General features: G+C 59.2%; 12 protein-coding genes. 3 read left to right on the top strand and 9 right to left on the bottom strand.

Going from position 1 to position 15,117, the window contains the following annotated elements:
* Positions 1-40: 40 nt before the first annotated feature.
* The 6 genes from JQ573_RS31325 to JQ573_RS31300 all read right to left on the bottom strand — a co-directional run bounded on the left by JQ573_RS31325 (position 41) and on the right by JQ573_RS31300 (position 6,887).
* A complete protein-coding gene (locus tag JQ573_RS31325; protein WP_212318120.1) occupies positions 41-712 on the bottom strand; it encodes a hypothetical protein in 672 nt (223 codons plus the stop codon).
* 72 nt (positions 713-784) lie between these two features.
* On the bottom strand, positions 785-1,537 hold the full coding sequence (locus tag JQ573_RS31320; RefSeq protein ID WP_212318118.1) for a bifunctional 2-polyprenyl-6-hydroxyphenol methylase/3-demethylubiquinol 3-O-methyltransferase UbiG: 753 nt from the start codon (positions 1,535-1,537) through the stop codon (positions 785-787).
* A 33-nt stretch (positions 1,538-1,570) separates the two neighbouring features.
* Complete coding sequence (locus JQ573_RS31315) at positions 1,571-2,911, bottom strand: O-antigen ligase family protein (RefSeq protein WP_212318116.1); 1,341 nt, start codon at positions 2,909-2,911, stop codon at positions 1,571-1,573.
* Positions 2,908-3,645 (bottom strand): FkbM family methyltransferase, encoded by a 738-nt coding sequence (locus tag JQ573_RS31310; RefSeq protein WP_212318114.1) that lies wholly within the window; start codon positions 3,643-3,645, stop codon positions 2,908-2,910. The genes JQ573_RS31315 and JQ573_RS31310 overlap by 4 nt, the downstream gene beginning before the upstream one ends.
* Positions 3,646-3,684: 39 nt before the next feature.
* Complete coding sequence (locus JQ573_RS31305; protein WP_212318112.1) at positions 3,685-4,821, bottom strand: glycosyltransferase family 4 protein; 1,137 nt, start codon at positions 4,819-4,821, stop codon at positions 3,685-3,687.
* The gene (locus JQ573_RS31300; protein WP_212318110.1) at positions 4,818-6,887 is read right to left on the bottom strand and encodes a right-handed parallel beta-helix repeat-containing protein; all 2,070 of its coding nucleotides are present in this window, start codon (positions 6,885-6,887) and stop codon (positions 4,818-4,820) included. The genes JQ573_RS31305 and JQ573_RS31300 overlap by 4 nt, the downstream gene beginning before the upstream one ends.
* A 552-nt stretch (positions 6,888-7,439) precedes the next feature.
* On the opposite strand from JQ573_RS31300, the gene JQ573_RS31295 reads away from it, so the two are divergent.
* Positions 7,440-7,706, top strand: a complete 267-nt coding sequence (locus JQ573_RS31295; protein ID WP_212318108.1) for a hypothetical protein — start codon at positions 7,440-7,442, stop codon at positions 7,704-7,706.
* A gap of 88 nt (positions 7,707-7,794) precedes the next feature.
* On the opposite strand, the gene JQ573_RS31290 is transcribed toward JQ573_RS31295, so the two are convergent.
* Positions 7,795-9,279, bottom strand: a complete 1,485-nt coding sequence (locus JQ573_RS31290; protein ID WP_212318106.1) for an exopolysaccharide biosynthesis polyprenyl glycosylphosphotransferase — start codon at positions 9,277-9,279, stop codon at positions 7,795-7,797.
* A 290-nt stretch (positions 9,280-9,569) separates the two neighbouring features.
* Between JQ573_RS31290 and JQ573_RS31285 the strand changes: the two genes are divergently transcribed.
* Together JQ573_RS31285 and JQ573_RS31280 are read left to right on the top strand one after the other, a co-directional pair.
* The gene (locus tag JQ573_RS31285) at positions 9,570-9,815 is read left to right on the top strand and encodes a hypothetical protein (protein ID WP_212318104.1); all 246 of its coding nucleotides are present in this window, start codon (positions 9,570-9,572) and stop codon (positions 9,813-9,815) included.
* A gap of 90 nt (positions 9,816-9,905) precedes the next feature.
* Positions 9,906-10,643, top strand: coding sequence for a metallophosphoesterase family protein (locus tag JQ573_RS31280; RefSeq protein WP_212318103.1), 738 nt, complete (start codon positions 9,906-9,908; stop codon positions 10,641-10,643).
* A 159-nt stretch (positions 10,644-10,802) separates the two neighbouring features.
* Here the strand turns inward: JQ573_RS31280 and JQ573_RS31275 are convergent, their stop codons facing one another.
* Together JQ573_RS31275 and JQ573_RS40370 are read right to left on the bottom strand one after the other, a co-directional pair.
* Entirely contained in the window at positions 10,803-11,927 is a 1,125-nt protein-coding gene (locus tag JQ573_RS31275; protein WP_212318101.1) for a hypothetical protein, read from the bottom strand.
* A 123-nt stretch (positions 11,928-12,050) separates the two neighbouring features.
* Positions 12,051-15,053, bottom strand: a complete 3,003-nt coding sequence (locus JQ573_RS40370; protein WP_249132571.1) for a hypothetical protein — start codon at positions 15,051-15,053, stop codon at positions 12,051-12,053.
* Positions 15,054-15,117 lie beyond the last annotated feature (64 nt).

The following is a 15,117-nucleotide window of genomic DNA, read 5'->3' as shown; positions in this document are numbered from 1 at the left end:
TTCATATCGACCAGCGCATGCGATGCAACCTAGTTCGCAATCAATAGATGATTGCGTCTGTGCGCGAGAAGAACTTTGCTGTCTCTGGCACCTTGCGAACATGAACCGCGGGATTTCCCGCAATGAGCGAGTAAGATTCCGGCTTTAGATGACTCACAACCGAACCAGCGCTGACCAAACAGCAGTTGGGAATCTTGACGCCCTTCGTAATAAGACAGCCTGATCCAACCATCGTATAGTCGCCGACGATAATTGGTGAGCAAGTCTGCCTACACGACAGCGGCTCGATGCCGTGCGTGACCAATTGCGAGCGAACTCCTGCAAGTCCGCTGTACATGCCGAATTCGATTCGATCGGAGCAATCGATATAGTGCTGGTGTGCAATCAGGCTCGCACGCTTCATCAGCAACTCCGATCGCCGCCCTGGGTTCTTCTTGAAGAATGGAGAGTTCAACTTTCGGGAAAGCCCGGTGATCCAATTGAAATTTCCAATCATCGCTCCTTCATGCATTTCGAGGTTGTCGAGACGTCCGACGTAGTTGAAATGACCGACGGAGGCTCCCTTCGCTAAAGAAGCCTCATCAGCAAGGACAATCGAAAGGCCAATGCGAGAGTTCGCATCAAGCGAAAAACCGAAGAGATTATTCAAGGCCCAGCGCCGAAGTGACCAAGGTATGAAGAACAACAAAACTTGAATGCCCGCCTTCAACATTTCAATGCGCTCCTAAAACTATGGAAACGGCTACGGCCGGTAACGGCGATATTAAATTTTGACGAACGGACATCACTCAGTACCGGAAATCGAATTCAGGGCACCGGCATCCCATACGGCGAGTATTCGCCCGCCCGAAACCCCATCGTCCCTCAGCTCGAACTTCGGAGCAGGAAGTCCGAATGGAGACCGCATCAGGTTGATTCTCCGGAAGTCTCCGTCCCGAATATCGGAATTGAACCACACGGAACTGTCGCTGGTCAGCAAGACGTACTTGAAGCCGGCGGACTTTATGTTGTTAAGGAGCGCAAGAGCATTTTTGAACGAGAGGTGGAAAAGTACTTCACGGCATATCACTACGTCGCCCCAGCGTTCGAGGGGTTGCTTCGTTGCATCCATACAGGCAAAGCGCCTCCTGGAATTCGCGTGGACCTCGTTGTGAGAAGCGATCAACGACGGGACAATGTCGATACCGAGGTAATCGAACTCGCCGGCAACTCGAGACATCCAGTTAAAGTCGCCACAGCCGATATCGACGAGCCTGGTGCATCCGACATCTCGCAAGAACTGTGAGAGCTGACGGGTCAATGTGTCGGTAGCCATCGGCGAAGAACCCAGGCCCGAGAGACTCACCTGCTCCGCATTTTCGATCCAGGTTCCGTTTACGTAGATATCTGAAAAAACCTCATCCAGCTGAGCCTTACGCATGTGGCTCGTATCACGACCACGCACGCGCCTCGCGATATTGATGATTTCGTCCGCACCAAGGCGGAACAATACGTGGCGAACAATTTCCTTGCAGGACTGCAAATGATCTAGCGGCATATGAAGGGATCCGACATTGAACTGCGCTGATGATCAAGAGACATCGGCCGCAGGCTGTAGTGATGGCTGCCCTTGCGGCAACCTCGCATGACGCAGGGGAGTCGACGCATACCGCCGTCTTGCCGAAGGCGTGTACGCCAGAAAGAGCATGAAGAAGAAAGAACCTATAAAACCGATATTGAAATTGTCCGGCTCAAACCACTGGATCAGCAGCGTGGACAGGACCGCCAGCCCGCAGAGCAACGTCCTGCGATCACTGTGCTTCGTGCCGATCCAGACCAGATAGAGCCCGCGGCCGGCGACAACGAGCAGTAAGAGGCCACCGAGCAGTAGGCCGAAGTCCATGAAGTAAGACAAGATGCCGCTATGGACCGCGTGCAGATTGTATCGGCTGGAACGGAAGCCGTATCCGAAGAACACATACTGGTCGATCGTCTCGAAGAACGTGTTCCACGATTCGGTACGACCGGTGAATCCCGAAAGAATTCCTCGATTGGGATCGAACAGCGCCAGATCGTTCGTGACCTTGTCAATCAGCCGGTCGGTGTCGGTAAAGAAGGGCAGGATCACAAGCGCGACTGGGAGCGTCATCATGAAGGTTGCGAACATGCGAACGTTCATGATTTGCTGCGCGCGACTGAAGAGCGCTCGGTAGTTCGCAAAGGCGAGATACCCAAGGTAAAATAAGAGCGTGCCTATCATAATGGTTCGCGCGCTGACTACGTAAGTTGCGCCGAAGCAAATCACAAATACAGGCAAGCTCACACGCTTGACCACCAAAGAGTGGAGCACCAACGCAATGTAGGCGTATCTGGCATAGTGATTAGGGTGGATCAGACCGACCCATCGATACTCGTGAAATCCCTGAACAATCGCGGCGGCGCTGAGGGATGCGGCCAGCGCCAGAAATCCCATCGCGAGCGCGTCGTCCACGCTCTGCGCAGGCGCCTGCCAAAAGCAGAGACAAAGCAGGAATGCTCCCAGCGTGACGACGTACTGGACAATTTGCCCTGACGACTCGATGAATTCGGCTGCAGCCACCGACGCGAGCACGATCAGGCCGGAGTAGATCAGGAGGAAGATCAGAATCGGCTGCGATCGGCGGATCGCCGCGTACGCACCGTGACGGGCGAATACCAACAAGCCCAGCAAGAGCGCGGGTACCGCGATGAGTAGGCTGAACCCTCCAACATCAGCCTGAGTGGTAAGGCCGTTGCGCAAATCCATCAGCTGGGCCGGCGTCGCCTTGATGCCGGGATAGCAGATTGCAACCACATAGAAGCTGAAGCCGAGCCCTGCCGCGTTGAATACGCCCCCCTTCGCGAGGTTGCGCAGAATCGCGAGATTCTCTGTGACGAAGACCGGTAGTCTCATCGCGGGCCGGCCCCAGCGGGGGCAGTCTTGAGGAAAAGAAAATCCGCCTGCACCGGGCCATGCTGCGGATCAACGTACTGATTATATACACCTCCCAGCCGAAATCCATGTGCCTCCGTCCAGCGCGAGATATCGCCGAACAGCGGTTGGCCCTCATAGAGATGGATAAACGAGCACTCGATGTACAGCGCTTCGAATTGGTTAATGAGATCGGCAGATCCTTCCAGGACGTCCAATTCACCGCCCTGAACGTCCACCTTCAGGAGCGCCGGCCCCCGGATGGCGCCCGCTTCCAGACAGTCCGACAGCCGGCGAACGGCGATCTCATCCATTCGCGCGGTCTGTTCCCCGAATATTTCGCGTTGGGCGGATCCCGGTTTCAGGAGCGACGAAGAATCGTCCTTGCTCGTGACGTAGATCTTGGCCTGCCCGGACGTCGGGCCGATGGCGCAGGGAAACAGCCGGACCCTGTCATCCTTGCAGAGAGCTTCGGTGAAGCGGGTGGCCGGCTCCGACAGGGGCTCGAAGGAGTAGATCTGCGCCTGCGGAAACAGCCGCCGCGCCATCACCGCGAACTGCCCCCTGTTCGCGCCGACATCCACGACCGTCTGAAAGGAAAGGCGCGACAGAGCCTCCCTGTGCTCGATGGCGGGAGCTATCCGCATGCTCAGTAGCCGCCACAGCGACGGACGAAGTGCGCAAAACACGCCCTTCTGGATGGTGATCAATTGCATTTTGCGGAATTCCTCTTCCTCAAGCACACGACCCGGAACTCAACCGTACGCCTGTCGATATCGCTCGGACGTTGCCTGGCCGTCGAAGGTTGCCCGGCTGTAGCGAAGGGCTCCCTCGCTCAGCGCGGACCACTCCTTCGGTCCCATCGCGTGAATCGCCTCGAGTTTCTCGACGAAGGATGCCGGTTCTGAAAGCGACAGTGCCCAGCCCGCGTTGCTCGCCGCGACGTCTGTCCAGGGGCTCCTGTCGCTGATCAGCACCGGCAGCCCGAGCGTCAATGCCTCCACGATCGAATGACCGAAATTCTCCCCCAGCGTCGGATGCAGCAGGACGTCATAATCCGCCAGCCGCTTGAACAGTTCCTCCTTGGGCAGGTTTCCCTTGAACGTCACGTCGCACTGTCCGGTCCCGGCTCGCGCCATCTCGACGCATTGCTGCGCATAAGAACTGTCATCAACCTCGCCGAAGATATCGAGCGAGGACGCGACGGCGAGGCGGCGCACGACGTCGAGCGCAAAGGAGACGTTCTTCTGCACCGTCACCCGGCCGACCATCGCCATTCTGAGCTGTCCCGGCGGCTTTTCTTTCTTGGTCGGTCGAGGCGCTCCGCTCTCGACGAATTGCGAAACCATCAGCACCTCCTGGCGGCGGAGGTGGTTGCGGCGGATATCATGCTCTTCTGCGGGAGACCCCGCGAGGTGAACGACCCCGCGATAGAGGCCGGTCAAATCGGTGAGGCGGCAAAACAGCCGCTTCTTCAGGGCGGACGCGGACATGATCACATCCATGAAGATACCGTGCGGCGTGTGAAAGACGCGCTTGCCCCTCAGAAATCCCAGGCGCTTCAGGATGAGAGCTGGAATCGCGACCAGCGGATCGAAGGCGCACTGAATGTCGACGACGTCGAAGTCCTCCCTGACGCGGTCGAAGAGAATGCGCAGGCCGGTTAGCCCCGTTGGAATATACTCCACCGTGGCAGCCCCCATCCGCTCGCGATGAACGGGCGTTTCGAACATGGCGGCGCCACTGGTGAAATCGTGGTTGAGGGTCACCAGATGGAAATCATAATCTTCCGACATGTTGTGCATGAGATTGCGGATCGCCGTGGCGGGTCCGAGATGCGACAACGACGGAAAGAAGGAACGATAGACGATCAGAACACGCTTCTTGGTCATTTGAACTCGGACAGCGTTGCAAAGCGATCCCCCGGCAGCTGCGCCCCGGCCCGATCCGGCGCACGCAATGGAATGTGCTCGGTCAAGCCATGGCGATCGAGTTCGGACGAGACGAGCGCGAGGGTCTCGTCGAGCTGCGTCGGCGCAATCCAGTTGCGCAAGCGCTCGAGAAGCTGGAGGCTGCCCCGGTACACGACAGCACTGTTGTTTCGGACCTCGGCCGTGGGGATATCGCCGTCAAAGGCCGTGATGGACCCGGCACCCATGAACTTGTTTCCCTCGATCAGATTTCGTTCGGGTCGGAGAAGGTCCGAATGCTTGTAACCGGCAATTTCGGGATAGCGGCTCGTCCAAGGCTCCTTGTCGACGGGCAAGCTGTACAAATTCCGAACACTTAGCCCACCCGGAACTTGCATATGATCGTTTCGCCATACCTGCCACCACGATGCATATCCCAATGCGGCCCCCCAAATCGACGGCGAACTTAGAATGAAGAGGTTTGATAGTAACTTGTTATCCTTACCGCCGTTCATCAGTATCCCGTAGGGGATGCCCACGATGACGTTGTCGGTGACGAGATTCCCGCTCGAAAACTCATCAAGATAAATCCCCCGGGCGTCGTTGAAGTACCGTCCGCCCGTCCCAAGCAAGACGTTTCGGCGAATGACGGTGCCTTGGCTGGTGAAGTCGCGCGCGCTGTAGATGAATCCTGAATCGCCCGCTTCGGTAACAAGCTGAGCCAACAGGTTATCTTCGATGACGTGATCGTTCCCGGAATAGAGGATTCCGAACTGCGGTCCGTTGAAGATGACGCTTCGACGCACGCTCATTCCGACCCCGTCCATTTGCACCGCCGGAGCAAAGGTGCGGTAAACCAGGGAGAAGTCCTGGATGCTGCTATCCTCGATCGAAATGTGCCCCGGTGTCAGGCTGGCGCGGTCGCCTCCGGACAGCCACGCCCCGCGCCTGCCGACGGCGCGAATGCTCGCATGATCGATCCGGGAGTCGCTGGAGTTCGTGTAGGCAATTCCATCGGCGCCCGCCAGCTGGACGATGACGTTCGAAAAATTGATCGCGACGCTGTCGCGCACGGTCACGGCGGTCTCGATGGCGAGTTCGAAGACGACATCTCGGACGGTCAAATTATGAAAGCCGGAAACCGCCAGCAGGGTGTCGAGCACCGGCACCTCGAGGGTTTCGATCGGCTCCTCGGAGCAGAAGTTCAGCGTTCTTGCCGACGCGTCGTAGAAAAACGAGTTGCATTGGGCAAAGGTTGCCAGATTGTAGAAATACAGCCTCTCGGGAGGCTTGCCGTCTGCTCTCAGCCTGTTTCGATCCGTCAGCACGCCCTTCGAATCGACGGCAAGGGCCCGTGCGTTCACGAAGAGATAGGAATCGGTGAGGTATCCGCCGATCCAGAGGTCGGGGGAGCGGCGCACCCCGTCCGGCAGATCAGCGAACGCCATGGTCGCCGTGCTGCTCCGCGGATCGCCGGCGATCTCGACCACCGGCAGGAAGCCGCTGGTGGGCCACCTTGTGGATTGCAGGCGCGTCTTGCCGTTGACTCGAATCATCAATTGCCTCGGCGTTATGGTCGAGAGCTTCCTCAGCAGCTTCTGCGCGGTTTCGCCGGGCAATTCGGAAAACGGCAATGCGTACTCGTATCGCCCGTCTCTGGAGCGCGACAGCTTGAGATGGTTCTGTACGAAGGTCGCTCCTGATATCCTGGTGCCGCCGGGCGCGCCGCGGATGATGATGCGGGAGCCCGCGGGCGGTTCGGGACCGGAAATGGTAAGAGGCTGACCCAGGATCTGGGCTTCGGCAGGCAGGTTGATCATGTACGTCACCGGCGTGGTGCGCTCTTTCCCATCCTTCCGCACGAATTCGATTGCCTCAGCGAGCGAGGCGGCCTTGAGCGTCGCTTGCTCGCCGGGAATGCTCGTGCGCGTGCCCTCAACGTTGATGGAAACGTCGTCCGCTCTGCATCCGCTCGTCAGGACTGCCAGCAGCAACGCGAGCCCAGCAACGAGAGGGGACCGGCCCGACGGCATTACGGCAGAATTCATTTCTGATACTCGAATCGAGGGTATAAGACTTGCCGAGCCTACCAGAGCCGGCATCCAGTAAGTTTCATCCGTGGAGGAGATCAGTTGTCTCACAGGAAGCCGGGCCGAATCCGTCTTGCTCTTTGCGTGGCTGCGCAGTTTCTCGCCATTGCGAATGCACACGCGCAGATGCAGCGATCCGGCGTCGGAGCCACGCTTGGAGTCGCCCCCCCGCCAGCCGACGATATCTCATCCCGTCGGCACCGCAGCCCGACCGGAGCCGTCTGCCTGAGGCTTACCGCGGCATCTCGCTCCTTTCCCAACAATGACCGCCTGTTCAATCATTGGATCTATGCCGAGAACATCTGCGGCGATCGTGTTAGGGTCCAAGTATGTTACTATGGCACGCGAAGCTGCATCGACATGGATATTGGCGGCCACGAGCGGAAAGAAGCCATCCTTGGTACCCTACCAGCGACCAAGGATTTTCGGTATGAATATTCGGAACGCTTCTAGATTTCGGAACGCTTCCAGATGATGACTCTGGACAGCAAAATTGAGGGGGAATAGCAGATGCTGAAGTCGATCGTCGCCGGGGTCCTGCTGACGATGTCTGCGGGCGCGGCCATCGCAGCCGACTACTCCTTTATTCCGCAACCGCAGCGCGTGGCTCCGCGCCGCGCGGTGGCCGATGTATGCCACGTCGAGCGCTGTGGCCCCCGCGGCTGCCGGGTCGTCAATCTCTGCCGCTGTCCGGATCGTTATACCTGCACCGGGATCTACGACGCATACCGGCCCTATGGCGGCACGGCTTTCCTCAGCGTCTATACCGAATACTGATCTGTTCGGCTTCGTCCCGGATGGGAGCCTGGCTCCCCTCCCGTCAGGCTTTGCACAATTGCCGTCGGTCTGGCGCAGCGAAGACACCTCACCACGCGTTGCGGTATGTCTTGCCTGAAAACAGGGTCAGCAAAATGATCTTGAGATCAAGCAGCAGCGACCAATTGTCGATGTAGTAGAGATCGTGCTCGATCCGGTTCTGCATCTTCTCGAGTGTATTCGTCTCGCCCCTGAATCCGTTGACCTGAGCCCATCCTGTCAGTCCCGGCTTGACCGTATGCCGCCGATCGAAGCTGTCGATGCGCGGAGTGAAGAGCTCATTGTGCGTGATCGCGTGCGGCCGCGGCCCAACGACGGACATGTCACCCCGAAGAATGTTCCAGAGTTGCGGCAGTTCATCGATCCCGGTCTTGCGGAAGATACGGCCGATCCTGGTTACGCGCGAATCGCCCCTCGATGCTTGTCGAAATTCGGCGCTGTCGGACACGTACATCGTTCTGAATTTGAGAACGCGGATTGCTTCGTTGTTATAGCCGTGCCGGATCTGGACGAAGAGAACCGGTCCCCTCGAATCGAGCTTCACGGCCAGCGACGAGAGCAGCAGCAGGGGAGACAACACGATCAGCCCCGCGGCGGCTGCCACGATATCAAACGTCCGCTTGACGACGAGGTCGAACACGGACAGCGGTCGGCGCGAGATGGCAAAGGTGGCGATGCCGCCGATGTCGGCCGTCTGCGCGTTCGCCCAGAAGATGTCCCGATGCGTCGGCACCGCGTAAACGTCGGCGGGGATCTGCCTCAGGAGCGACAGTAGCATCCCGACGCTTCCATCCTCCTGCTTTCGATCGACGAGCAGGATGATGCTATCGGGTCGCTGAACCCTGCACCGTTCGACGAGCTCTGCGCCGGTCGCGCGATCGAAATCAGCCGCTTCCCCGGACGCGGCGTCCCAGCCGAGCGGGCAGGCAACAACGTCGAAACCTCCGCCCGACTTTCTCAACTGGCCTGCACAAGCCTCGCAATCATCGTGGCGTCCGACGAGCACCACGCGCTGCCTCTGAAGCAGTCCTTCCTCAGCGGCGTTCTGGAATGCGCGATAGGCGGCCAGCCGGACCAGCCCGACCGTCATCGAGCAACCCACGAACTGCAAGATCAAGGTGCCGCGGGAATAAACGTCCGAGAGCTTGAAAATAAACAGGAGTGAGGTCAGGACAACGAACGTGGTGGCCGCAGCTCCGATTCCGGCGGAAGCGAACCGGATCTCCCGCTGCTTTTCCAGATGCAGGAATTGACCAGCCATTGCGGCAATGCAGACCTCCGCCGCCCCGATGAAGCAGGATGCCAGCAGATAGACCTTCACGCGCAAGCCGGGAGTCGATGCGAGTACGTGGTACACCCAAGCCGATGCGAAAGCGGTCATCGCGACGCAGGTGAACTCGACAATGCTGATCGAAACAAAAGCGAGACCCGCGCGCGCTGGCAACGAGGCTCGCATGGAGCGCCAGATGGCGTTTTGCTTGGGCTCTGAGCTGCTATGGGGAAGGAGGGCGCCCCTCTCAACAATGTTCGTCACAGAAAACAACCACAAAATATGAAGTGCAAGTAAGAATTCGGTAACCTTACTGTATCTCTACCTGCTCGGAAAGACGATTCCGAGGGCAGCTGTTGACCAATTTTTTCGCTGTGGCGTTGAACTTTTCGCACACCGGACATACGCCGCGCTCGGGCATTCGGCACCCGATGGAGGGCTGCCTCAGGCTTTTTTTACGAAGATGAACCAAGGCTTGCTTGACGAAGATGTACCAAGACTTGGACGGATGTTAAGATGACCATCGTCACGTTGCTCGCTGGTGTGATCGGCCTTTGCTGATCGGCAACGCCCGCTGCCACGTGCTACCCTTGCTGGCCGCGCACGTCCCAATCCAGGACATGGATACCGCGCTTGCGATTCCGGCGGACGTTGGGATCTGGACGGCGCTCCAGATGGTCGCGTTAACCATCATAAGTTTGCAGGCAGGGTGTTTCGCTGCCGTTCTGGCAAAGCTCGCTTGGGACAATGCCCTTGGCGTTAGATCGACGACCTTTGGCTCGCCCCGCTCGAATTTCTGATATTTCTGATACTGGTGGCGGGCTGGCAGCCCTCCCGAATATGCCTGTCGGTATCTCCACAACCGCTGGTCACATTGGTGCATCGCGACTATGCAGGCTCAGCCCGATCAACCGCTGCCGTCTGGCTTCCTCACTTCACCTCAGCTGCGCTTCTACGCAGTAGGAGACATCCACGGACGGCTGGATCTGCTTGAGGAGGTTAATGCCAAGATCGAGACCGACCTGAAGAGAAGTCCCTGTTGGCGCTCTGTTCGGGTGTTCCTGGGCGACTATGTCGATCGCGGTCTGCATTCGCGAGAGGTGTTGGACTACCTGGTGGCACTCGAAGGGACCTGCGATACCGTCTTCATATTGGGCAACCACGAAACGTTCCTGACGGATTTCATCCAGGTGCCGACGGTCCTGCCGACATGGCTTTCCGTCGGCGGCCTGGAGACCCTGATATCCTATGGCATCCGCCCACCGCGCAACCCGAGCCCGGCCGACCAGTCCCGGCTGGCGGCAGAGTTCGCGGAAGCGCTGCCCGTCTCACACCTGAATTTCATTCGAAGCTTGAGGCCCTGCTTCGCCTTCGATGACGTGTTCTTTGTGCATGCCGGCGTACGACCCGGCGTGCCGCTGAGTGAGCAATCGCTGACGGATCTGTGCTGGATACGCGACGATTTTCTGCGACATGACGGGCTGTTCGAGCGGCTCGTCATCCACGGACACACCCCAGTCCGCGCACCCGACATTCGACCGAACCGGATCAACATCGACACCGGCGCCTACGCCACCGGGCAGCTGACCTGCATGTGGATCGAAGGCGGCCGGATGGGCTTTCTCTGAGCAGAGAGTTTCACTCCGCGCAGACTACGCGTTGCGATCGCCGAGTGATGCCCAGTAGCTTCGGAGTCTGAATACGGACCCAGCGGTAGCGACTGTGTCGAACGGCGCATACGCCGGAAAACGGCAGGAATGAGTTGCGTGAACCGCGGTGAAGCCGAGTCACTGCTTATGGCATTCGGAAACGAAGGTCCCGTTCGCCGCCGTTAGCCGCTCCAGGCAATGGCGCGGATCCTTGACATCGCCGCTCACGACAAAATCATAAAGCTGCCCCTTGAGGATCAAGCCATAACGGCCTGGAGACAGAGCGGCGGCGCCACTTTCCGGCTGAATCTCGTACATCTCGGCATTCTCTTTGATCGGCGAGACGCGATAGGGAAATGAAATGTTCCGAATGTACCACCCATCGTCAGCCGTCGTGATCGGTTTGCCGGCCGCGTCGTAGGAAATGGCGCGGGCAACTTTCGCAATGATCCGGATTTCGGCGCGCTCCGGAATGTTCAAGGCCGCCTCACGCCGATAGACGATGAACCTGGGATTGCCATCGCGAAGAACGGGCTGCTTGGTGATTCCCATGGTCGGCGAAATCGCGACCCGCACGTCCTGGGCCTTGTTCGGCAATGGATTCAATTCGAAGAGCTTGTTGTCGCTCAATGCATAGACACCAAAATCGGAGGGCAACAACCGCGAGGGCTTCGCCGGCTCGGCTACAGCGACAGGGTCTGGAGGCTTGGGGGGAGCCACAGCAGCCTTGTTGATCTGTGACCTTCCCATGTGCGCGATATCCTCGCGATAGACGGCCGCAAGCAAGCCGCCGATCGCGAGCACAAGGATGGCCAGTGCCCCACCGATCACCGCAAGGGAACCGCTTCGCGCTCTGCGCTTGGAGGCAGAACGGTCAAGTTCGTGAGGCTCGGGGGCGGACCATATCGTCTTGGTGGCGTCCTTCGCGTACTCCATCGTGGAGTCCGAAATCGCCAAGGGCACAGGCGTCGCGCCCAGAGGAACCGGCAGCTGCTGATCATTATTCCTCGAAAAGGTCTCGACGCCATGGATGGCCGCTTCCAGCGCCTTCCTGGCCTTCGCCTCCTCGCCGGCAGGCACCCCTGAAGAATGCAGCTGTTCGCTCAGCTTGTACCGCGCCAAGTCGTAAACTGTCTGGCGCAAACTATCCTGATCGGTACTGACCGACGTGATGATCCGGGACAGGACCAGCGCAAACTCGACTTCAGGCATAGGAGCTTCGCCGGCTTGCCCAGGTACCTGCTCGAGATCGCGCTTATTCATGAGAGCCGTTTCTATCTGCTCGGACGTGTCGCCCCTTGGCGGGATCGTGGATCTTCCCGCCATATCCCACACTCCGGGACCGGACATCTAGGGGCCGATCGTGGCCTTCCTGCAGCCCGCTCCCTAGACGATGAAATGAAATTCCTGCCAGGCGCTCCAGATCATGCCGTCGTTGGCGCGAACCCAGAGGTCGTCAGACACGGTGCCGCCATCGAAAGTCGTGCTGGCGAGCTGGGCCGCGCTGACGTTGATTGCGGTGTTGGTGGGCTGCCCGTGCCCGCCGATGCTCCAGTGGCCGCTGCTGGCCGACGGCGTCGAATCCCATAATTGATACTGGCTCATGCTGTCCCCGTCGGCATCCGAGACCGAGAACAGGCTCGATGCGGCCACGCTCAGGTTGGCGGTCGCGTGGAAGTCGGATGCGGAGACGACCGGAGCATGGTCAATCGGTGCGGTGACGTGAAATTCCTTCCACGGCCCCCAGGCGAGGCCGTCGTAAGCCCTCGCCCAGAGATCGTCTGTACCGGAGCCGCTCTGAAAGCTTGTGTTCGAGAGCTGCGCTGCACTCACATCGATCGCGACATTGGTGCCCTGAGCTACTCCGGCGACCACCCAGTGCCCGCTGCTGGGATCGGACGTCGAATCCCACAGCTGATAGTTCGTGATGGTGTCTCCATCCGCATCGGCGGTCGAGAACAGCGTGGAGGCCGCGATATCCTGGCCGTGGCTCGCTGAAAAGTCGGTGGCCGATACGATCGGAAGGTTGTCGGCCGGCGCGTTGACGTGAAACTCCTTCCAGTTGCCCCATGTCATGCCGTCGAAGGCACGCACCCAGAGGTCGTCGGAGCCCGAACCGCTCTGGAACGAGGCATTCGTCAATTGGGTGGGCGTAACATCGATGGCGATGTTGGCGGCCTGCGCCAGCCCGCCGACCACCCAATGCCCGCTGGCAGGATCGGCGGTCGAGTCCCAGAACTGATAGTGGGTGATCGTATCGTTGTCGGCGTCGCTGACCGTGAACAGGCTTGACGCGGCGATGTCCTGACCGTGCGTCGCGGTCATGTCCGACGCGCTCACCACCGGCGCATGGTCGATCGGCGCGTTGACGTGGAATTCCTTCCAGGCTCCCCACGTCGTGCCGTCATTGGCTCGCACCCACAGATCATCCGAGCCGGAGCCCGACTGAAACGAGGTGCTCGTCAATTGAGCGGGCGTCACATCGATGGCGATGTTGGTGGCCTGCGCCACTCCGCCGACCACCCAGTGACCGCTGGCGGGATCGCTCGTTGAATCCCAAAGCTGATAGGCGGTGATCGTGTCGTTGTCCGCATCGCTGATCGTGAACAGGCTTGACGCGGCGATGTCCTGACCGTGCGTTGCGGTCATGTCCGACGCGCTCACCACGGGCGCATGGTCGATCGGCGCGTTGACGTGGAATTCCTTCCAGGCTCCCCACGTCGTACCGTCATTGGCTCGCACCCACAGATCATCCGAGCCGGAGCCCGATTGAAACGAGGTGCTCGCCAATTGAGCAGGCGTAACATCGATGGCGATGTTGGTGGCCTGCGCCACTCCGCCGACCACCCAGTGACCGCTGACGGGATCGCTCGTTGAATCCCAAAGCTGATAGGCGGTGATCGTGTCGCCATCTGCGTCGGTCACGCTGAAGAGACTGGACGCGGCGATATCCTGGCCGTGGGTCGCCGACACGTCGGTTGCGCTGACCACCGGCGCATGATCCAGACCTGGCGTGGCCGTGAACGGAACCCATGCTCCCCAGAGATATCCGTCATAGGCCCGCACCCAGAGCGTGTCCGGGGCCGTACCGAACACATAGCTCACTTGCGAGAGGCTGGCGGCCGAGACGTCGATCTCGGCGTTGGTGGCTTGCGTAGCGCCATTGATCGCCCAGTGCCCGTGGCCCTCGGTGTCCCAGAATGCATATTGGGTGATGGTGTCGCCATCCGCGTCACTGGCCGAGAACAGTGAGGATTCAGCCACCGAGAGCTGCCCGCGCGAACCGGTCACGTTTGCTGCCGTGACCACGGGCGCATGATCAGCCGGAGAAATCACGAAGGGTTTCCAGTCGCTCCACAAATAGCCGTCGAAGGCTCTCACCCACAGCGTGTCCGAACCAGGTCCGGCCTGGTAACTTGCTTGGGCCAATTGCGACGCACTGATGTCGATCTCGGTGTTGGTGCCCTGGATCATTCCTCCCACTGTCCAGTGACCGTTGCCATTGGTGTCCCAGAAGGAATATTCGGTGATGGAATCGCCCGCGGCCATGTTCACCGAGAACAACGATGAGGCCGCATAAACCTGATTTCGGGCGGCGGACTGATCGCTGGCGGTGACGACCGGTGTCGTCCGGATGCTGTATCCGAGGTCCTTCAGAACTCCGATGTCCAGGTTGGAGATCGCGTACTGATAATCGGCGTAGAAGACGATTCCGTTCATCAAGTCCAGCGTGAGCGGGTCCTTGACGGTCGACGGGGTGGCGTAGAGGTCGGATTGCTGGTTGCCGAAATGGTAATAGTTCTGGGTCGTGCTGTCTGTGGTCAGGGGCACCGGGCCGCCGTAAGCGGCCTCGGCATTCGCACCAACAAAGTTGGCGCCGGTTGCGGTCTTTTGAATCAGGGTGTCGAACGTGGATTCGTAGGCGCCGGCCAACTGGCCGCTCTGGTCGTACCAGCCCGTCATGCCGAAGCCGTGCATGAGCTCATGCAGAAAAACGTTGATCGGATTGATCACGTTTCCAGGCACCTGACTGGACCAGCTCAAGCCATAGTCGAGGTCGATGTACTGGAAGTAGCCGGGATCGATGTTGATGGTGATGTCGCTTGTCGTTCCAGGGACGTGCTGTCCGGTGGTCAGCTCGTACTGGCTTGACGGCTCATACACCGCGAGCCCGCCATTCGTGCCGACGTTGTAGCTGGAGGTAGGCCCGCCGTCGGCACGGCCAACGGCGGTGGGCAGGATGTTGAGGGACACCACCATGGTGCCAATGCCCAGGATATACCGCTGCCAAATGTTGAGGGCCTGCTCGAGGTCGTAAACCAGAGACGCGTCGGCAGATCCGCCTACGTTCGATGAATCGTTCAATGTGACGGAATAATTCCAAGTCATCTTGGTCGAGCTTTCAATCTATGGTAGCGTGGCAATAATTGATAATATTCATGCTGACCAGTCA

The sequence above is a fragment of the Bradyrhizobium sp. AUGA SZCCT0105 genome (genome assembly GCF_018129565.1).
GTDB lineage: Bacteria > Pseudomonadota > Alphaproteobacteria > Rhizobiales > Xanthobacteraceae > Bradyrhizobium.
This window is presented reverse-complemented; position numbering and strand designations above follow the sequence as displayed.